This is a genomic window from Aeromicrobium erythreum (genome assembly GCF_001509405.1).
GTDB lineage: Bacteria > Actinomycetota > Actinomycetes > Propionibacteriales > Nocardioidaceae > Aeromicrobium > Aeromicrobium erythreum.
In genome coordinates this window covers 209,743-228,040 of record NZ_CP011502.1, presented here as the reverse complement: position 1 = coordinate 228,040, position 18,298 = coordinate 209,743, and the positions used below count along the sequence as shown (strand labels likewise).

Genomic DNA, 18,298 nt, shown 5'->3' with positions numbered 1-18,298 from the left:
TCAGGCTCCCTTGCCCGGGACGAGCTGCAGGTAGAGCGTCGTGACGACGAAGTTCACGAAGAACAGCAGCAGGAACGTGATGACGACCGACTGGTTCACCGCGTCGCCGACGCCCTTCGGCCCGGGCGCCGTGTTGAGGCCGCGGTGGCAGGCGACGATGCCGGCGATGAAGCCGAAGATCACGGCCTTGAGCTCGCCGACCCACAGGTCGGAGATCTGGGCGAGGGCGGTGAAGCTGGCGAGGTAGGCACCGGGCGTGCCGCCCTGGACCATGACGTTGAAGACGTAGCCGCCGACCACGCCGACCACCGAGACCAGGCCGTTGAGCAGCACGGCGGCCCCGATGCAGGCGAGCACCCGCGGCACGACCAGTCGCTGCACGGGGTCGACGCCGATGACCCGCATCGCGTCGATCTCGTCACGGATGCGCCGCGAGCCGAGGTCGGCGCAGATCGCCGCGCCGCCGGCACCGGCGATCACCAGGCTCGTGACGATGGGTGCAGCCTGCTGGACGACGGCGAGCACGCTGGCCGCGCCGGTGAAGGACTGCGCGCCGACCTGGACGGTCAGGGTGCCGAGCTGGAGCGCGATGACGGCGCCGAACGGGATGGCCACGAGGATCGCGGGGATCCAGGAGACGCTCACGACGAACCAGAACTGCTCGAGCGTCTCGCGCGCCGCGAACGGACGCCGGAAGGTCGCGCGGGTGGCGTCGAGCGCGAGGGCGAAGACGTCGCCGGTCGCGGTCAGGGAGCGGGTGACCGCCCCCGACGTCGGATTCGCCTCCGCTCGGTGGGTGTCGTCGTCGTCGGCCACGTAGAGGGGCGCGTTGCCGGCGCTGACCCGCTCGCGGTGCCGGACCGAGCTGGGTCGTGCCACGCCGGAGCGCGGCTCGAGCTGGCGCGGCAGCACCTCGATGGCCCGGGCGCCGCCACCGCGGATCGGCCCGCCCGGCCCGTAGTCGACGGGCTCGTCGAAGAGGTCGATGGTGCGGTGGTCGTTCTCCTCGCTCATGCCGATCGGACCCTCGGGGTCGCCGCTCATGAACTGGCTGACGACGGGGTGGTCGGTGAGGAGGAACTCCTCGCGCGGCCCGAACATCACGAGCTCGCGACGGTAGAGCATGCCCAGGTTGTCGGGCAGGGTGCGCGCGAGCTCGATGTTGTGCGTGACGACCAGCATCGTCGCGTCCGTGGCGGTGTTCACGTCGACGAGCAGCTGCGCGAGGTTGGAGGTGCGGACAGGGTCGAGGCCGGAGTCGGGCTCGTCGATGAGGATGATCTCAGGGTCGGTGACGAGCGCGCGGGCGAGACCGGCGCGCTTCTTCATGCCGCCGGAGATCTCCCCGGGCACCTTGTGCTCCGTGCCGAGCAGGCCGACCATGTCGAGCCGGTCGAGCACGACCTGGCGGATCTCGTCCTCGCTCATCCGCGTGTGCTCGCGCAGCGGGAAGGCGACGTTGTCGTAGACGTTCATCGAGCCGAACAGGGCGCCGTCCTGGAAGAGCACGCCGAACTTCTTGCGCAGCTCGAGGCGGTGGGCCTCCTTCACCGAGACCATGTCGACCCCGTCGATGAGCACCTCGCCCCGCTCGGGGTCGACGATCCCCATGAGCGACTTGAGGAAAACCGACTTGCCCGTGCCCGACGGGCCCAGCAGCGCGGTGATCTCCCCCGGCGGCAGCGTGAGGGTGACGTCGTGCCAGATGTTCTGGCGGCCGAAGGTCTTGGTCAGCCCCCGTACCTCGACGCTTCCGCCCATGGTGTCCTCGTCCCTCCGTCGACCGTCCGCGGGACGCGTGCACGATGCGTCCAACCGTGGCGACCGTAGGTGTGTCGCGCGCCACCCCGCCAGGGCCGCACCCCGCCGGAGGCAAACTTCATCTTTTCGTAACCTTTGCTTGTCAGGTGCATGACAACTTTCGATCGCCGCCGCCTGCGCGGTCGTCGACCGCGCAGGTTCCGCTACCCATGAGTCGCAGGATGGGCACGTCGCGGACCCGGGTCCGGTGTCCGCAGCGACGCCTAGCGTTCCTCGTGTCCCCACCGCGCGACCGACGAAGGGAGCGGCATGCACGGCCACCGGCCCGAGCACCCCTACTGGCTCAGGGAGCCATGCCCCTCCTGGTGCGCGGTCGTGCACGCCGACGACGACCACCCCGACGACCGGCACCACGACAGTGCCCCGGTCCCTGTCCCCGTCGTGCTCCTCCGTCGCGGCGCCGACGACCCCGCGTCGCGCCCCGCGCCAGGCGAGGTCTCCGTGGTCCGCACGCGTCGCTGCCACGACCCGGAGGACTGGGTCGTGCTCGAGGAGTCCGGCACCGCGCACCTCGTCCTCGACCCTGCCGGCGCCCGGCGCCTGGCCGCCGCCCTCCTCACAGCGACCCGCCCAGAGTCGCTCCCGCGGGAGCGCGGCTGAGCCGCGACCGGACGGACTGCGCTACTCATCCGTCTGTCGACCGATGAGTCGCACTAGGACACGCTGCCTGCGTGAGCGAGTCACTGCAGCACGTCGTCGGGCAGCGCCTGCGCGCGCACCGCCAGCGGCTGGGCCTCAGCCAGGAGAAGCTGGCCGACCAGCTCGGGTACCACCGCACGTACCTCGGATCGGTCGAGCGCGGCGAGCGCAACCTGACGCTCGTCAGCCTCGAGCAGCTGGCCGAGCGGCTCGGCGTCGACCCGCTCGACCTGCTCCGACCCTGACGCCTCCCGTCGGCCTCTCAGGAAGTTGTAACCCGCGTCACAACTTCCTGATCGATTCGTTCCCTCCCCCTCCTCGACCCTGGACTCGTCCCGGCACGGTCCGTTGACTGACGCTCGAGGGAACGTCCGAGCGCCCCCGCACTGCGCCCGGACACGAGCGAGGGGGAGACACATGACCGCATTGACCCACCACGGCTCCGACAGGGAAGCCACCCGTACGTCCACCCGCACCAGCCTGCGCGAGGCGCTCGGGCTGCCGCTGCTGCCCGCCGACGTCGTCGCCGCCTACCGGCCGCGCTCGGTGGAGCTGACCCGGCGCATCGTCGAGCGCATCCGCGCCGAGGTGGCCGGCTTCGCCGCGCAGGGCGACCCGAAGATCCACCTCGGCATCGACGAGGCGATCCGTCGGGCCGTCGAGCTGTTCGTCGACACGATCGCCGGAGCGCCGACCCAGGGCACGGAGGTGTTCACCTTCTACCAGTGGGTGGGCAGCTACCAGTCGACGGCGGGACTCAACCTCGACGCGATGCGCGCGGCCCACCAGATCGCGACGCAGGAGTCGTGGACCGACCTGCAGCTCGCGGCGAGCGAGCTGGGCCAGTCGGCCGAGGTCGTCAGCGCCCTCGGCGCGGGCCTGCTCGCCTACCAAAAGCGGCTCTTCGAGCACGCCGTGCGCGGGTTCGCCCGGGCCAGCGCCCGCGCTCGCCGCGACCACGACGAGGGGCGCGCTGCGATGCTCGTCGGGCTGCTGCGCGGCACCTGTCTGTCGGAGCTGGTGATGCTGGCGGAGCGATGTTCCTGGACGCTCCCCGACGAGGTCGTCGTCGCGGTCACCCGCGACACCGAGGAGACGACGCGCCTGGCCAGCACCTGCACCGGGGCACTCTCCGGCGTGCAGCACGGCCGACTCATCGTCGTGGCCGCGCCGGACGTCACCCGCGCGCTGGCCCGCGAGGTCGCGGACCGCACCGGCGAGGCCGTGGCGCTCGCGTGGAGCGTCCCCCCGGCCCAGACCCACCTGGCGTGCCGCTGGGCGTCGCGCGGCCTGTCGCTGCTGCAGGAGGGCGTGATCTCGACCGCCGCTGACGGCCTGGTGGAGGTGGAGCAGCACCAGGACCTGCTGTGCACGCACGCCGATCCCGCCCTGCGGCGCCTGCTCGACGAGCGCGAGCTCGCGCCGCTGCTCGCCCAGACCCCGAAGCGACGCATGGCGCTCGCCGAGACGCTCCTGCTGTGGCTGCAGACGCACCACAGCGCTCCGGCCCTGGCGTCCGAGCTGGGCGTGCACGACCAGACGGTGCGTCACCGCCTGCGTCGCCTGCGCGACCTCTTCGGCTCGCGCCTGGAGGACCCCACCCAGACGGCGACGCTCCTCAACGCACTGGAGTCGAGCATGCTGCGGTGGCGCCGCGCGGTCTGACCGGCGGGGAAGGTGGCGCGGGCCCGGGAGGCTGTCGTCTCGGCAGATCGGAAGGCGTTCCCGAGCCCGCGCCACCTTCAGGATACCGATGCGTAGCAGCCTGGAAAGGCTTCGTCCACGAGCCGTCCCCTAGCGTCGGCCGCCTGCTCGCCTCTGCCTCGGCTCGAGTCTCACGAGACGCTGATGTTGATATCGCCGTCCGGCGAGGTGAGTTGAAGCCTCATCGAGAGATTGATGGGCTGACCGTTCCGCACTTGCCCCAGGCAGCCGACGACACCGGACGTCGTGAGATCACCGGTGAAGCCCCTCTCATCGATGGCCAGCTGCTGCGTGGCCTCGTTGAAGGAGGCGGCGGCGCGACCGCTCACGGTGATCGAGCAGACGGCGTTCCTCCAGGTGAGACTGAGGTGGTCCAGGTGACCCTCCACCACGTCCGCCGCTCCGGACGTCGCAGGTCCGTCGGCATGGAACTGCCACTCGCCAGCCGTCGTGGTGGCCATGGCTCCGCCGGGGAACGTGCAGCCCCGGAAGTCGAACGTGGGGAACCGCAGGATGTCCGTGACCGGGTACCCGGCCTGCGCCGTGGCCAGAGCCGAGGCCCGCACGGTCGCCGAGGTGCAGCCCCAGGTGAGTGTGGGGGACGCCCAGCCGACGGACATCGTCGTCGTGGCGGTGATGGGGTGAGCAGCTGTCGCTGAGTTCCCACCGACGGCGACGCGGTAGGCGTTACCGGTCGCGACTGCCGGGCCCACTCCGGCGGCGAGGGCGAGAGCTGCGGCAGCGGCACCGAGGGCTCGTCGCGAGATGCGCGTGATCGCCATGAGTCCTCCTGGACTGAAAGGGATGGTCGGTCGGTGTCGCTAGGAGGCCACCAGCGGAACATCAGGCATCGGCAGCCGGCCGCCCGACCTCACGACCCGCTGATGTTGACGGCGCCGTCGGGCGAGGTGAGCTGCAGGGTCGTTCTCAGGTCCATCGCCTGACCGACCTGGACCAAGCCCAGACATCCCGAGACGCGGGAGACTTTGAACGCGCCGGAACGTCCTGACTCATCGATGGTCAGCTTCTGCGTGCTCTCGTTCAGGGACGCCCGCACGGATCCACTCACCGTGAAGTTACATATGGAGACGCCACCACTGATGACGAAGTCTTCGATGCGACCGTGAACGACATCGCTGCTGCCCGACGTGGCCGGGCCTGTGACCCGGAAGGCCGCCGGGCTACTCAATGCAGTCGACATCGTACCGCCCATCCATGAGCATCCCTGAAACAGCAGGCCGCGCAGCTGGAGGACGTCTCCGACCGACGCTCCGGACTGCACCTCGGACACCGGACTCGCCGGAACGGTGCCGCTTTGGCATGTCCAGACGGCGATCTGCGTCTCCATCTCGACGTGGGCGGTTGCTGCGGTGAAGGGGTGAGACCCGTCGGCGATGGACCCGCCGACAGCGACGGTGACACTGTTCCCCGTCGCAGCCGCTGGGCCGATGCCGGCGGCAAGAGCAAGAAGGGCGCCAGCAGCAGCGAGTGCTCGTGGCGAGGTACGCGTGAACGTCATGAGTCCTCCTGGATCGAGAGTGATGGCGAGAGTTGGTTCGCGGTTCCGCGGTTCCGAGCAGCCGGTCGGTCTCAGGAACCGCTGATGTTGATGGCGCCGTCGGGCGAGGTGAGCTGCAGGGTCATGCTGAGGTTCATCGCCTGGCCCACCTGCACCAGTTGCAGACAGCCCCGGACCTGGGAGATGCGCAGGTTCCCCGTGAAGTCGGACTCTTCGATCGTCAGCTTTTGTGTGCTCTCATTGAGCGACGCTCTGACAGAACCGGTGGCCGTGAAGTCGCAGATGGAGTAGCTGCCCTTGATTGCAAAACCCTCGACGCGGCCGTGAACGACATCACTGCTCCCCGACGTAGCCGGCCCCGTGACCCGGAAGGTCGCGGGAGAGATCAGTGCAGTCGGCATCGTGCCGCCCGGCCACGAGCACCCCACGAACGCCATGGCACGCACGGTCAGCACGTCCAACACGGAGGTGCCGGAGCTGATCTCGGACACCGGACTCGCCGGAACTTGTGCTTGTTGGCATGTCCATCTGAAGGTCTGCGTCGCCATCTCGACGCGGGTCGACGCAGCGGTGACCGCGTGCGACCCCTCGGCGCTGGACCCGCCAACAGCGACGGTGACGCTGTTCCCCGCCGCAGTTGCCGGGCAGAACCCGACGGAGAGGGCGAGGGCGGCGGCAACAGCCAGGATGGTGCGGCGTGCGGTGCGTGGGACGGCCATGAGGACTCTCCTTCTCGAGCAGTTCCGGAGCAGGTCGGCCCCGCGTCGGACGTGACGCGGGGCCGATCTGGACGAAGCGCGACTACTCCGCGATGACGCCGTTCGTCACCGTGATGTCGACGGTGTTGCCCGAGCCGGGCACCAGGCTGTTGATCAGCGGGGTGTTGATGCCGCAGTTCTCGAACTTGCCGATCGTGTAGGTGCCGACGAGCTCGCCGCCGTTGATGAGGTCGAAGCCCTCGTCCGGGCGCGTGCCGACGGGAATGGTGACGGGCACCTTGGTCTGGCACTTCGAACCTGCGAACGTCGGGAAGCCGGCGACCTTGATGTTCGACAGCTTCACGTAGTAGGTCGCGGTGGAGCTGACCTGCGCCTGCGTCTGCGTCAGGTTGATGTTGCCCGTCAACGGAGCGGCCTCGACGAAGTCGACGTTCGCCTTGACGGGCAGGAACCCGGCGATCTTGAACTCGGTCGAGGTGCCGGGCAGAGGCAGCGAGCCGGTGAAGTCACCGGTGTCGATGTCGAGGTCGGTGCGCAGCGTGGTGGGGCCGAGCGCGACGTCGGAGTTCGTCTTCGCGATGTGCGACGTGCCCTGGGCGTCGTAGTTGATGGTGACGATCGTTGCGGCGTGTGCCGCCAGGGGGACGAGGGCGACGGCAGCGCCGGTGGCTGCCACGGCAGCGCGCTTGCGCCAACGGGCGGTGGGGGTGGTGGTCATGTGTGCTCCTTGGGAGGTGGGCGCCCCTGGACCGCTGCGCGGACCGCGACGCGAAGGTCGAGCCGTGAGTTCTCGGAGGTGCTGGTGGGAGGCGTCGAGCGCGTGCTCCACGCCCCGTGGGGATGCGGGTGGGGCCGAGGTTTGCTCGACCCCACCCGACGTCCCTGGCGAGTCCGTCAGGTTCAGCTGACGTTGATGGCGCCGTCGGGCGACGTCACCTGGAAGTTGCCGGTGAAGTTCGCGGACTGACCGTTCTGCACCTGGCCGAGGCAGCCGGTCACGTTCGAGACCTTCAGGTTGCCCGTGAAGCCGGTCTCGTTGACGTTGAGCTGCTGGTTGGCCTCGTTGAAGCTGCCGGTGGCGGAGCCGGTGACGGTGAACCGGCAGACGGCGTTCGAGACGACGGCAGTGATGTTCTCCACGTGGCCGCTCACGACGTCGGACGAGCCGCTGGTGGCGGCGCTCGTGCCGTGCAGCTTCCACGACCCGCTGGTGGTGACCGTGAGGCTTCCGCCGGGGCCCGTGCAGCCGCTGAAGTTGATCTTGTTGATCGCGGCGATGTCGACCACGCCGGTGCCCGAGGACACCGTCGACGCGGGCGAGGACGGGACGGCCGCGCTGGTGCAGCCCATGCTGAGCGTCGGGACGGCGAAGCTGAGCGATCCCGTCGACGCGGCGGTGATGTTGTGCGTGCCAGCGGCGGAGCTGCCGCCGACCGCGACGGTGTAGGAGTTGCCCGTGGCGAGCGCCGGACCAGCCGCCGCGACACCCGCCAGGGCGAGAGCGGCGGTGCCGATGGCTGCGTGCTTGATCTTCATGGTGTTCCTTCCGATCTGCCGATGAGGTCTTGTGACCGCGGTCACGACGTCAGTACGCACGGTGCCACGAACATTTGGCAAGCCTTCCGAGCTCGGCGGCACGCAACACCGCGAAAAACTGTCATGCAGGTGACAACGCATGGGCGACCTCCGCGAGAGCGGGGCGGCGCGCGTCGATCGGCACGATCCGAACGCGAAAGCTTTGCGCGGTCGATCCTGGTGGTCCTCGCATCACGGAAACTTGTCACGCACGTAACAACGGTTTCCCGAGATCTGAAGGTCGCCGAGGGGATCCTTGACGCTCGAACGCTGCGGGCCTCACGGTTGGTTCATGGGCCCCTGGCGACGAGTCGCGATCCTCACCGCGTGCACGGTCATTCTCGGTTTCGCGATGTCCGCCTCGGCCTGGTCGGACGACAGCGACGGCAAGGGCAGGTTCCCGGGGCTTCCGTTCCTTCCCTGCGCGACAGACATCAAGGGGGAAGGAACGAATACGCCAAGTCTCGGCTGCGACTTCACCGGACCAAACTTCGTGAACGACTACACGTGGTTGAACTTTCCCCAAGTAGGACTGGCTGGGTCTGTGCCGGCCAAGCAGTGGGCGAGGATCCCCATCTCGATGATGGCGACGAGTATCGACCTCTCCTCGGAACCCCGACCGGACGAAGGGATCCAGAACGAGTACTGGTACAAGGTCCAGGCCTTCTTCGTGTCGCCGGACGGCTCCCCCGACAACTACGGGGATTCTCCCGAGATCGTCGTTCGGACCGTGGCCTTCGGTTCCATTCCCACAGAGGTCACGCTCCAAGTACGTCAGAAGCGAGACGCGAAAGGTCTGCCGCGTCCTCTTGTCTTTCGTCCACACGACGTGATCAAGCGGATCGGGCCAGGGAACACGACGGAACACACCGTCTACCCGGCGACCCTGGAGGACAACATCGACGTGTCAGTCAAATCGCTCAAGGTCGACGGTTCGGACGTTCGCTTGATCGATCGATGCTCTACGGGAACCCGCTCGCGACTGACCGTGTCGTCCAAGCCACTGTCCGTCATCACACCCGATGACTGGGACACCAGCAAGGGCCTTACGAAACTGGAGGCAGAGTTCGATCCGACCGAGTACCAGTACGGTCTCTACGGCGGGACCCTCTCCGGATCGGTGGACATCGCGTCGTTCAGAGGATGCCGGACCAGCACGGGCGACGATGTAGCTCCTCTTCTCACGTCCGCGATCTCAGGAGCGGGCAATCCGGTCTCCGTGCGTATCGGAGCGGCGGGAGGGTGCACGTTCCAGGACGAGCAAGGCCGAAGCCTCCCAGTGCCTCCGGGTGTCACGAAACCCGACGAAGCATGTCCTGTCAGGGACCTCGACATGCCGAACAAGAAGATCGTCGTCATCCCCGAGCCGTTCGCCATGCCGACCTCAGCACCATAGATCGGCACAGGCACAAGACTCTGACCCGAGGCGGACCGCCGTTGTGACGACGAGGTACGAACGAGATCCTCTTCGATCTCTTTGCTCGCGGTCGAGCCGGCCCGATGCCTTCACCTCACCGTGACGGCACCGTCCGGCGACGCGAGGTCGAAGGTGACCTTCCAGTCGACCGCCCCACCCTCGCGGATCTGCCCCAGGCATCCGACGACACCGCTCTGACGCAGGCGCCCAGAGCGTCCTGTCTCGACGACCTCGAGTCGCTGTGTCGTCTCGTGGAACCGCACACGAGCCTCGCCGACGACCGAGAACCGGCAGGCCGCGTTCGCCTGGTCGATGCGCACCTGCCGCAGCACGCCGTCGACGACGTCGGCACCACCTGCCGTCGCGGGCCCCGTGAGGTCGAGCTGCCACGTGCCGACGTGGACATGGCTGATGACGCTCAGCGGGCCGCTGCACCCGGTGCTCGACCCGCCTGGCACGACGACGAACGCACTGGAGCTCGCGCCCGACCGGACCGTCAGGTCGAGCCGGGTGCTGGAGCACCCGGTGCTCAGGGAGGAACCACTCTGCGTCTCGTACACCCACTGTGGCGACGCGATGCTCGTCGCGGTGACAGGGTGGTCGGACCCTGAGTCGCTTCCTCCCACGGCTACCTCATGGCTCTGGGACCAGCCTGGGACGGCGACGCTCGCCGACGCCACCGGCACGGCCACTCACAGCAACCCTCTCGTGTGACGGTGACAAGTCCTCACGAAGGCAGGGGGCGGCGGACCGTCCGGCCCACCACCCCACCCCTGCGTCCTACGTCAGCCCACCCGGTGCCGAGGGCGGCGACGGGAGCGGTAGCCGATTGCGCCCACCCCGACGAGCAGCAGTGCCGCGCCCAGGCCGATGAGCTGCGCGTCGACCGAGCTGCCAGTGTCCGGGAGGCTCGCCGCGCCACCGGCGCCGACAGCCCCTGTGCCGGAGCCGCCCGTGCCGTCGACCACGGTGATCGCCTGCCACGCGAGCAGCGCGCCCGACGCGGCGTCGTACACGGCGATCCGGTGTCGTCCGAGGTCGACGCCCTGCGGGATACGCACCCGCACCGTGCCGTCGGCCGCCACCGTGTGGGTGCCGAGGTTGGTGGGGGTCGAGAACAGCATCACGACGACCTTGTCGCCGGAACGCTTGGGGCTCAGCTGGAGCGTGAGCACGTCGCCGCGCTCCACCGTCGTCGAGCCCTGCACGATGTCCGTCGACGGCTGGCCGGCCGCCGGAGGCTTCGGGTCGGTGCCGCCACCCGGCGGAGTCGTCGGCGGGGTCGTGGGCGGGGTCGACGTGTCGGCCGCAGCCACCTTCCGGCTCGAGGCGTCCGACGTCTTCTGCTCGTCGATGCCGTCGACCGAGCGGCTCGCCGTGGCGCGGAACGTGATCACCGCGCCCTCGAGATCGGCGGTGAGCGGCAGCTTCAGTCCGCCCTGGTCGAGCTTCTGCCCGTCGGCCCACCAGGAGCCGTCGACCGTCAGCTCACCACCGGTGAACGTCGCGGGGGTGGCCGTCAGTGTCTTGCCGACCTGCGCCGTGCCCGACAGCTTCGTCGCGGTCTTCACGGCCACCTGCGCCAGCACCGGCCCGACCTGGCCCTCGCTCACGGACTCCGCTGTGGCGTCGTCCTCGGCACGTTCGGCGACGCTGACGTAGCGGATCGAGGCTCCGACGTGCTCGGCCGTGAGCGTGAGGGTCGTGCCGGTCGCCGTGGTGCGCTTGCCGTCGACCATCCAGTAGCTGGTCACGCTGGCCTCCGGGTCGCTGAACGTGGCCGGCGAACCGGTCACCGTCTGGCCGACGATCCGCTTGCCCTCGACGGTGGCGGGCTTCGTGACCGTCAGGTCGACCGGCTTGGCGCGCACGCTGCGCGGCTCCGACGTCGCCTGCGCGAGGTTGGCGCCCGGCTCGGTCGCGCCGTCGCGCGACACCGTCTGGCGGACCGTGACCGGCTTCCCGACGAGGGCGTCGGTGAGCACCAGGGTCTTCTCGGTCGCACCGTCGATCGGCTGACCGTCGGCGAACCACTGGAACGCGACCGTCGCGTCGTCGTCGCTCGACGGGGCGGGCGACGCGATGAGCGTCTTGCCCACCACGGCGTCGCCCTCGATGACGGGCAGCCCCGTGATCGTGAGCGCGGCCTTCGTGACCGGGCCGACGCCCGTGAAGTCGAACGAGTAGGCCGGGAACGCCTCACCCGGACGGATCGCCTCGGCGCTGTAGTAGATCGTCGAGCCGACGTCGTCCTTGGTCAGCGTGTACGTGTCTCCCTCACCGACCACGGTCACGAAGTCGCGGTACCACTTGTGCGAGATCGTCACGTCGGGCGAGTCGTCGTTGAACACCGCAGGCTTCGCGACCTTCAACGTCGAACCCACCTCAGGCGTCCCCTCGACCGTCGGCGGGGAGACCTCAGCCAGCTTCACCCGGACGGTCAACGGATCCGAGACCGACTCCACCTCCACGTCGTCGGCGAAGTAGCCCACCGTCACGAACCGGACCTTCTTGCCCACCATGTCCTCGGTCAGCAACAGCTCCTTCGCATCCGGCGTCCCCTGACCCGCGACCTTCTCCTCATCGACCAGCCAGTACGCCTCACGATCCTCCGGCTCCTCCGAGAAGCTCGCGAACGTCCCCTTGAGCGACACGTCCGGCGCACCGAACCCCTCGATCGCCGACCCCTTCACCACGCTCGGCTTGGCCGCCGTGACCGGACCGATGCCCGTGAAGTCGAACGAGTACGCCGGGAACGCCTCACCCGGACGGATCGCCTCGGCGCTGTAGTAGATCGTCGAGCCCACGTCGTCCTTGGTCAGCGTGTACGTCTCACCCTCACCGACCACCGTCACGAAGTCGCGGTACCACTTGTGCGAGATCGTCACGTCGGCCGAGTCGTCGTTGAACACCGCAGGCTTCGCGACCTTCAACGTCGAACCCACCTCAGGCGTCCCCTCCACCGTCGCCGGGGAGACCTCAGCCAGCTTCACCCGGACGGTCAACGGATCCGAGACCGACTCCACCTCCACGTCGTCGGCGAAGTAGCCCACCGTCACGAACCGGACCTTCTTGCCCACCATGTCCTCGGTCAGCAACAGCTCCTTCGCATCCGGCGTCCCCTGACCCGCGACCTTCTCCTCATCGACCAACCAGTACGCCTCACGATCCTCCGGCTCCTCCGAGAAGCTCGCGAACGTCCCCTTCACCGACACGTCCGGCGCACCGAACCCCTCGATCGCCGACCCCTTCACCACGCTCGGGCCCTCGGCCTTCACCACGCTGATCGTCGAGGAGTCCGAGACCAGGGGGTCGCCGGCGTCCGGGAAGGCGGCGCTGGTGCGGAAGGCGATCGTGCTGCCCACCTGGGCCGAGGTCACCGCGAACGTCGGCTGGTCCTGCGTCCCGGCGACCGGCTTGCCGTCGACGAGCCACTGGGTGGTCACGTCGTCGGAGGCCGGGTCGAAGGTCGCAGCCTTGCCCGTGAGCGTGTCACCGGGACGCGCGGCGCCGTTTGTGGCACCGGAGACCTGGGACGGCGCCGTGACCTTCGGGCCCGCAGGGGCCGCCGTGTCGGCGACGATGACCGCGCTGTGGCCGGAGGCCGTGCCGACAGACACGAGGTTCGCCCCCGACAGCCGAGTCGGGAGCTTGCGCAGCTCGATCATGACGCCGGTGTCGGGGCTCCAGCCGTCGAACTCCCCGTCGCGCGTGAGGTACTGGCCGGCGCCGGTGTCGGCGACGGCGACGTGCGCGAGCGGCTTGGCCAGCAGCGCCGGAGTGGCACCGCCGCGTCGCACGGGACGGGTCGGGGCCAGCTGGTCGTTGATCCCGAGGTCGAGGAAGGCGCCCGACGTCGTCAGCGCGGTGGCCGTCGTCAGGCTCGCCACCTGCTTGCCCTGGGTCACCGGGTTCTCCGACGCCGTGACGGGTGCGGTCGAGCTGGACGGTGCCCACTGCAGCACCTTCTGGTCCTTCGTCAGCACGCGGACGATCGGTCCGGCCGCACCGGACAGGAAGCCGCCCCGGACCTCGGTGACCTCGGGCAGGCCGGCGGGCACGCTCCACCGCACGCCGCTGCGGCCGAAGGCCTCGACCGAACCGTCCTCGCAACGCACCACCGCGAAGTCGACGGTGCCGCCGACCGAGAGCTGGGTCGCCGGGCACAGGTCAGCGGGCGGCTGCGGTGCGGGCTGGTCGCCCCCGAACCGGTTCCACGTCGTCACGTCGCCGCTCGCCGTCACGACGCCGAGGACCGGCCCGCTGACGTCGACGTCACGGACCGTCGACCCGTCGAGACCGGCAGGCACCTGCAGGTTCGACGACCCGTAGAAGTGCACCTCCTGACGGTCCGTCAGCGCCACGACGTTGTCCACGTTCGTGACGGGCAGGACCTCGGTGAAGCGCTGGCCCGACGGCGCGGGGATGTCGGCGCGCTGGACGACGCTGCTTCCCCCTTCGGAGTCAGCCACCGCCGACCAGTGCGCGATCCGGTCGCCGCTGGTCGGCAGCGCCGCCTGGCTGGGGGCCGCCACGACCACCAGGCCGGCCACCGCCAACACACCTGCAGCGACCGCGGCGGTCGTCCGTCGAGATCCGAGCCTCATGGGTGTCCTTCCGTACCGACATCGGGGGGCACGACGTCCCTGGGTGCGGGACGACGCGGACGCAGCACAGTGCGCTGGGTCACATGTCTGGCCAGACCGTGTCGTACGCGGCGGGTCGACGTCGCGCGTTCGGAGCCGGTGACGGCAAATCGGTCCGGTTCTTGTCACCCGCATGACAAGAACCGGTCGGGCAGAGCTCGGTCGGTCGCCGCTGGCGCGCGTCGTGGGGCACAGTCCTCGACGGGGGCGCGGTCCGGAGCGGACCGTCCGAGCGACGACAGGAGGGCACGGCCCTGCGCACCACGTCCGCCCACGGCCCGACCGCGTCGCAGCGTCGGCGCATCGTTGACGTGCGCCCGACGGCGGGGTAGAACTCGGTGCAGCCACACGAGTCATCGGAACGGGGAGCCGACGATGGGACCTGGACCGCACGGATCCGCGCCATGACGCTGTCCGCGGACCGCCCCACGTCCGACCTCGTCGCCTCCCACGCCCGACGCCTGCGTCGCGAGGTGCCCGAGCTGGCCGCCTCGATCGTCGACGCCGTCTGCGCGCGCATCGCCTACTACGGCGAGTCGCCCCGCCACCCGATCGTGGTCGAGGCGGTCACCACCGCGCTCCACCGCTTCCTCGACGAGCTCGACGGCGCACCCCACCGCGACCGCGGCCTCGACGAGATGTTCCGCTCGGTCGGTCGCTGCGAGGCGCGCGCGAGCCGATCCCTCGACGACTTCCACCTGGCGCTCGGCACCGGCACGCGCACGGCGTGGTCACGGTTCCAGCACCTGACGGTCGACGGCACGACGCCTGCGGTCGTCTCCGACGGCCTGCTCGCGTTCGTCGACCACCTCGTCGCGCAGGTGGAGGCCGGACACACCGAGACCGTGCGTCAGCGCGAGGCCGACCCGAACCGCGCCCGCGCCGTGCTCGCCGAGCAGCTCCTCACCGGCACGGCCGAGCCCGGCAGCGACACGGTCTGGCGGATCCCGTCCTCGATCGTGCTCGCCGTGGCCGAGCTCGGGGGCGAACGGCGCGACCTCGGGGCGCTCTCCCGCGAAGCGCTGCTGGTCGGCCACGACGACACCGTCGTCGTCATGGTCGACGCCGCGAGCCGCGACTGCATGACGACGGCGCTCGTCGACGCGGGCGTCCCCCGCGCCGCCGTCGGCTGGGCCGTCGAGCCCGCCGACGTGCCCTCGGCGTTCCGCTGGGCGCGGCGGGCGCTCGAGCTGGTGCGTCGCGGGGTGATCCCCGACGCGCAGGTCGTCGACTGCCGGGCGCACCGTACGCAGATCTGGCTGCACGCCGAGCCGACGCTGCGCCAGCAGCTCGGGCAGGAGCTGCTGAGCCCGCTCCTCGCCGAGACCCCGAACTCCCGCGAGATCCTCTCCGAGACGCTGCTCGTCTGGCTCGAGACCCGCGACAGCGCCCCGGCGATCGCCGCGCGCCTCGGGGTGCATCCGCAGACGGTCCGCTACCGCTGGAAGCGCATCAACGAGCTGTTCGGCGAGGCGATGCACGACACCGAGTTCCTCGTGCAGCTGACGATGCTGCTCAAGGCGAGCGTGCCGCTCTGGAAGGCCGGCGACCAGAGCGACTTCGAACGCTTCCGGGCGGAGGACGCCCCGTGACCGCGGCACACGCAGCCACCGGCCTCTCCTCACGCGGCCCACACCGGTGCCTCGCGCTCACCTTCGTCCTCGGGGCGCTGCTCACCGCGTCGACCGTCAGCGTGTCGATGGTGCCCGACCTGCACTTCGACGGCTGGCGCTGGGTGCTGGCCGGTGTCGCCGTCCTCGCCGCCGCGCTGGCCGTGCCGGTGCACCGCGAGGCGGCGGCCGAGCTGGCCCGCCGACGCCTCGGTCCCGGCGTGCTCGGCAGCCTCGGCCTCGTCGTCGCCCTCGCCGCCACCGTCGTCGAGACGTTCGTCGACGCCACCCCGACGATGGCCGTCGCCGTCGTCGCGTCGGCGGCCCTGCTCAGCGTCGTGCTCCGCTGGCGCGGGCAGCAGAGCCTCGTCGACCTGCCCAGCGCGGTCACCGTCGTGGTCACCGTCGGCGCCGTCGCGGCCGGCGCGGGATGGGGCGTCGCCGACAGCCCCGAGCGCGGGCTCCTGGTCGCGGCGGCGGTGCTGGTCGCCGCCGGACCGGCCGCCGCACTCAGTGCCGGACCCGCTGCCCTGCGGTCTGCACGGGCCGGCGTCGCCCGCCGCGACATCGGGCTGCCGAGCCCGACCGCCGTCGCCGAGGTCGCTGCCGCCGACGTCGTCCTGCTCGACAAGGACGGCACCGTCACCACCGGGGGCCTCCGGGTCACGTCGGTCGACCCCGTCGAGCCCGACCACGACCGCAACCTGCGCTGGTTCGCCGGCGCCCTGCAGCACGAGCGCGACGACCGGGTCGCCCGGGCGATCTCCCGACTCTCCGGCCGCGGCCGGGTCACCGAGGTGCAGAGCCATGGCGACGCGGGCGTCTCAGGTCGGGTCGACCGGCACCCGGTGCGCGTCGGCGACCCGACGTGGCTCGGTCTCGAGCCACGACCCGGCACCTGGACGACCCTCGCCGTCGAGGTCGACGCGCGCGTGCTCGGCACGCTCACCGTCGGCGACGACGTCCGCCCCGACGCCGCCGAGGGCGTGCAGGCCCTGCGCGACCTCGGCCTCGACGTCGCCCTCCGCTCCGCCGACACCGACGCCCGCACCCGCGAGGTCGGGCTCCAGGTGGGCGTCGTCGACGCTGCGGGCGACGTCGACGCGGCCGGGCAGGAGGCCGACGTCGAGACCCGCTCCCGTGAGGGCCAGCGGGTGCTGCACGTCGCGCCGTCGACGACGCTGGCCGACGACCTCGGTCTGCCCGACCTCGACGTGCTGCGGGTCGCCACCGCGCTGCGCGCGTCCCGCTCCGCCGTCAGGGCGGCGCGACGTGGGCTCGTCGTGGCGCTGACGTGCAGCGCGGTCGCGGGCGCCCTCGCCGCCGGGGGCCTGCTGGGTCCCGGTCTCGCGAGCGTCGCGGCCGGGCTCTCCGCGGGCGTCACGGCCCTGTCGTCGGGGTCTCGTACGGTCTCCTGACTTGTCACCCGCGTGACAAGTTTCCGCCCGCTTCGGGTCGGTCGGACGAAGTGCGTTGACTCGACCCTGCGGCCCCTGTGACCGTGCACCCATGACGACGACGGGAGAGGTGCACCCATCCCTCCCGCACCACCCGTCGAACTCCCTCCCTGACGGGGCGGGGTTGCGTGGCCAGGTCGAGAGACTCGTGCGCGACTCCGTCCCGAACGGAGCGGTCGTCAGCGCTCGGCTCGCCGGCGCGTGCGTCGACGCGTTCCTCGCGCACGACGGCGACCCCCGGACCGCCGCACAGGCGGTGGCCGCCGAGTGCACGCACTTCGGCGAGCTGCAGACCGTGCACGGGCTGACCGACGACGACCTCACGGTCGCGCTGCGCGCCATCGGGCGGGGCCTGCGCCGCCACGTCATGCCGGTGCTGCTGCACCAGCTCGACCAGCTCGACTCCGAGGCGTTGTCGCGGTCGGTGCAGGAGTACCTGATGCGCATCCTCGGGCACATCCGCCAAGGCATGCAGACGATGCAGCGCTTCCACGCGCTCGCGCCGGAGCGGCGTCGTCACGCCCTGTCCCGCGCCGCGTTCGGCGCGGGAGACGTCCGGACCCTGCGTGGCTTCGCCCTGGCCTGCGGCCTCGACCCAGCCGTCCGCCTCACGCCGGTCGTGGCGACCGACCCCGACGCGGCCCTCGACCCCGCCCTGCGCGAGCACGAGGACGTCCTCGCAGGGACGGCACCCGGCGAGAGCGCCGTGCCCGCCACATGGACCAACGACCAGGTGCGCCGACGCAGCGGGGTCGACGTCGCGCGCGGGCCCGTCGTACCCCTCGTCGAGCTACCCGAGGCCGCCCGCCTGACCCGCACGACCGCCGCCGTCGCCGTCCCGGGCGCGCCGGTCACGCAGACCCGCGACGTCCTGACGCAGGTGATGGTGCACGGCTCGCCCCTGCTCGCCGACCTGCTCACCGGCTCACGCCTCGGACCGTTCCTCGAGCTGCCCGCGGTGCGCCGCGCAGCCCTGGGGCGCACCGTCCTGGACTGGCTGGGGCACGGCACGCCCGTCAACGTGCTCGCCCGCCAGACAGGCACGCCTGCGCAGACCATCCACACGCGTCTCGCCACCGCGAAGCGCATGCTCGACGACCCGTTGACCGACCCCGACCGCCGCCTCGAGCTGCTCGTCGCCCTGCGCCTCGCCGTCCCGGGCTGGGAGGCGGAGGTCCAGAGCGCCTAGCC

Annotated in this window: 15 protein-coding genes; 7 read left to right on the top strand and 8 right to left on the bottom strand. The window is 70.6% G+C overall.

The features are described from left to right. Entirely contained in the window at positions 1–1,761 is a 1,761-nt protein-coding gene (locus Aeryth_RS18575) for an ABC transporter permease (RefSeq protein ID WP_067853511.1), read from the bottom strand. 309 nt (positions 1,762–2,070) lie between these two features. Between Aeryth_RS18575 and Aeryth_RS01085 the strand changes: the two genes are divergently transcribed. From Aeryth_RS01085 to Aeryth_RS01075, 3 genes are all read left to right on the top strand, one after another. Further along, entirely contained in the window at positions 2,071–2,421 is a 351-nt protein-coding gene (locus tag Aeryth_RS01085) for a DUF6907 domain-containing protein (RefSeq protein ID WP_144433623.1), read from the top strand. A 71-nt stretch (positions 2,422–2,492) separates the two neighbouring features. Continuing rightward, the gene (locus tag Aeryth_RS01080) at positions 2,493–2,705 is read left to right on the top strand and encodes a helix-turn-helix domain-containing protein (protein ID WP_067853505.1); all 213 of its coding nucleotides are present in this window, start codon (positions 2,493–2,495) and stop codon (positions 2,703–2,705) included. A 172-nt stretch (positions 2,706–2,877) separates the two neighbouring features. Next, positions 2,878–4,125, top strand: a complete 1,248-nt coding sequence (locus tag Aeryth_RS01075; protein WP_144433622.1) for a PucR-like N-terminal domain-containing protein — start codon at positions 2,878–2,880, stop codon at positions 4,123–4,125. 170 nt (positions 4,126–4,295) lie between these two features. Here Aeryth_RS01075 and Aeryth_RS01070 read toward each other — a convergent pair whose 3' ends face one another. From Aeryth_RS01070 to Aeryth_RS01050, 5 genes are all read right to left on the bottom strand, one after another. Next, positions 4,296–4,946, bottom strand: a complete 651-nt coding sequence (locus Aeryth_RS01070) for a hypothetical protein (RefSeq protein ID WP_144433621.1) — start codon at positions 4,944–4,946, stop codon at positions 4,296–4,298. Positions 4,947–5,035: 89 nt separating this feature from the next. Next, positions 5,036–5,683, bottom strand: a complete 648-nt coding sequence (locus Aeryth_RS01065; protein WP_144433620.1) for a hypothetical protein — start codon at positions 5,681–5,683, stop codon at positions 5,036–5,038. Between the two features lie 71 nt (positions 5,684–5,754). Next, a complete protein-coding gene (locus tag Aeryth_RS01060; RefSeq protein ID WP_067853494.1) occupies positions 5,755–6,402 on the bottom strand; it encodes a hypothetical protein in 648 nt (215 codons plus the stop codon). Between the two features lie 82 nt (positions 6,403–6,484). After that, positions 6,485–7,120 (bottom strand): hypothetical protein, encoded by a 636-nt coding sequence (locus tag Aeryth_RS01055; protein WP_067853491.1) that lies wholly within the window; start codon positions 7,118–7,120, stop codon positions 6,485–6,487. 182 nt (positions 7,121–7,302) lie between these two features. Beyond that, positions 7,303–7,938 carry a hypothetical protein gene (locus tag Aeryth_RS01050; protein WP_067853488.1) on the bottom strand — a complete coding sequence of 212 codons (636 nt, stop codon included), beginning with the start codon at positions 7,936–7,938 and terminating at the stop codon, positions 7,303–7,305. Positions 7,939–8,269: 331 nt separating this feature from the next. Here Aeryth_RS01050 and Aeryth_RS01045 point away from each other — a divergent pair, with 331 nt between their 5' ends. Next, complete coding sequence (locus Aeryth_RS01045) at positions 8,270–9,373, top strand: hypothetical protein (protein WP_144433619.1); 1,104 nt, start codon at positions 8,270–8,272, stop codon at positions 9,371–9,373. A gap of 110 nt (positions 9,374–9,483) precedes the next feature. On the opposite strand, the gene Aeryth_RS01040 is transcribed toward Aeryth_RS01045, so the two are convergent. Together Aeryth_RS01040 and Aeryth_RS01035 are read right to left on the bottom strand one after the other, a co-directional pair. Beyond that, positions 9,484–9,954, bottom strand: a complete 471-nt coding sequence (locus Aeryth_RS01040) for a hypothetical protein (protein WP_067853482.1) — start codon at positions 9,952–9,954, stop codon at positions 9,484–9,486. Between the two features lie 225 nt (positions 9,955–10,179). Beyond that, entirely contained in the window at positions 10,180–14,001 is a 3,822-nt protein-coding gene (locus tag Aeryth_RS01035) for an LPXTG cell wall anchor domain-containing protein (protein WP_144433618.1), read from the bottom strand. A gap of 443 nt (positions 14,002–14,444) precedes the next feature. Between Aeryth_RS01035 and Aeryth_RS01030 the strand changes: the two genes are divergently transcribed. The 3 genes from Aeryth_RS01030 to Aeryth_RS17505 all read left to right on the top strand — a co-directional run bounded on the left by Aeryth_RS01030 (position 14,445) and on the right by Aeryth_RS17505 (position 18,296). Further along, positions 14,445–15,632, top strand: a complete 1,188-nt coding sequence (locus Aeryth_RS01030) for a PucR-like N-terminal domain-containing protein (protein WP_067853476.1) — start codon at positions 14,445–14,447, stop codon at positions 15,630–15,632. Next, the gene (locus Aeryth_RS01025; RefSeq protein ID WP_067853473.1) at positions 15,629–17,068 is read left to right on the top strand and encodes an HAD family hydrolase; all 1,440 of its coding nucleotides are present in this window, start codon (positions 15,629–15,631) and stop codon (positions 17,066–17,068) included. Before Aeryth_RS01030 ends, Aeryth_RS01025 begins: the two co-directional genes overlap by 4 nt. Before the next feature lie 187 nt (positions 17,069–17,255). Next, positions 17,256–18,296 carry a helix-turn-helix domain-containing protein gene (locus Aeryth_RS17505; protein WP_067853470.1) on the top strand — a complete coding sequence of 347 codons (1,041 nt, stop codon included), beginning with the start codon at positions 17,256–17,258 and terminating at the stop codon, positions 18,294–18,296. Positions 18,297–18,298: the final 2 nt, after the last annotated feature.

Excerpts from the sequence above, each read along its gene's own strand:
- Aeryth_RS01070 (WP_144433621.1), bottom strand. The coding sequence starts at position 4,946 with ATGGCGATCACGCGCATCTCGCGACGAGCCCTCGGTGCCGCTGCCGCA.
- Aeryth_RS01045 (WP_144433619.1), top strand. The coding sequence starts at position 8,270 with ATGGGCCCCTGGCGACGAGTCGCGATCCTCACCGCGTGCACGGTCATT.
- Aeryth_RS01085 (WP_144433623.1), top strand. The coding sequence starts at position 2,071 with ATGCACGGCCACCGGCCCGAGCACCCCTACTGGCTCAGGGAGCCATGC.
- Aeryth_RS01050 (WP_067853488.1), bottom strand. The coding sequence starts at position 7,938 with ATGAAGATCAAGCACGCAGCCATCGGCACCGCCGCTCTCGCCCTGGCG.
- Aeryth_RS01075 (WP_144433622.1), top strand. The coding sequence starts at position 2,878 with ATGACCGCATTGACCCACCACGGCTCCGACAGGGAAGCCACCCGTACG.
- Aeryth_RS18575 (WP_067853511.1), bottom strand. The coding sequence starts at position 1,761 with ATGGGCGGAAGCGTCGAGGTACGGGGGCTGACCAAGACCTTCGGCCGC.
- Aeryth_RS01035 (WP_144433618.1), bottom strand. The coding sequence starts at position 14,001 with ATGAGGCTCGGATCTCGACGGACGACCGCCGCGGTCGCTGCAGGTGTG.
- Aeryth_RS01055 (WP_067853491.1), bottom strand. The coding sequence starts at position 7,120 with ATGACCACCACCCCCACCGCCCGTTGGCGCAAGCGCGCTGCCGTGGCA.
- Aeryth_RS01060 (WP_067853494.1), bottom strand. The coding sequence starts at position 6,402 with ATGGCCGTCCCACGCACCGCACGCCGCACCATCCTGGCTGTTGCCGCC.
- Aeryth_RS01065 (WP_144433620.1), bottom strand. The coding sequence starts at position 5,683 with ATGACGTTCACGCGTACCTCGCCACGAGCACTCGCTGCTGCTGGCGCC.
- Aeryth_RS01030 (WP_067853476.1), top strand. The coding sequence starts at position 14,445 with ATGACGCTGTCCGCGGACCGCCCCACGTCCGACCTCGTCGCCTCCCAC.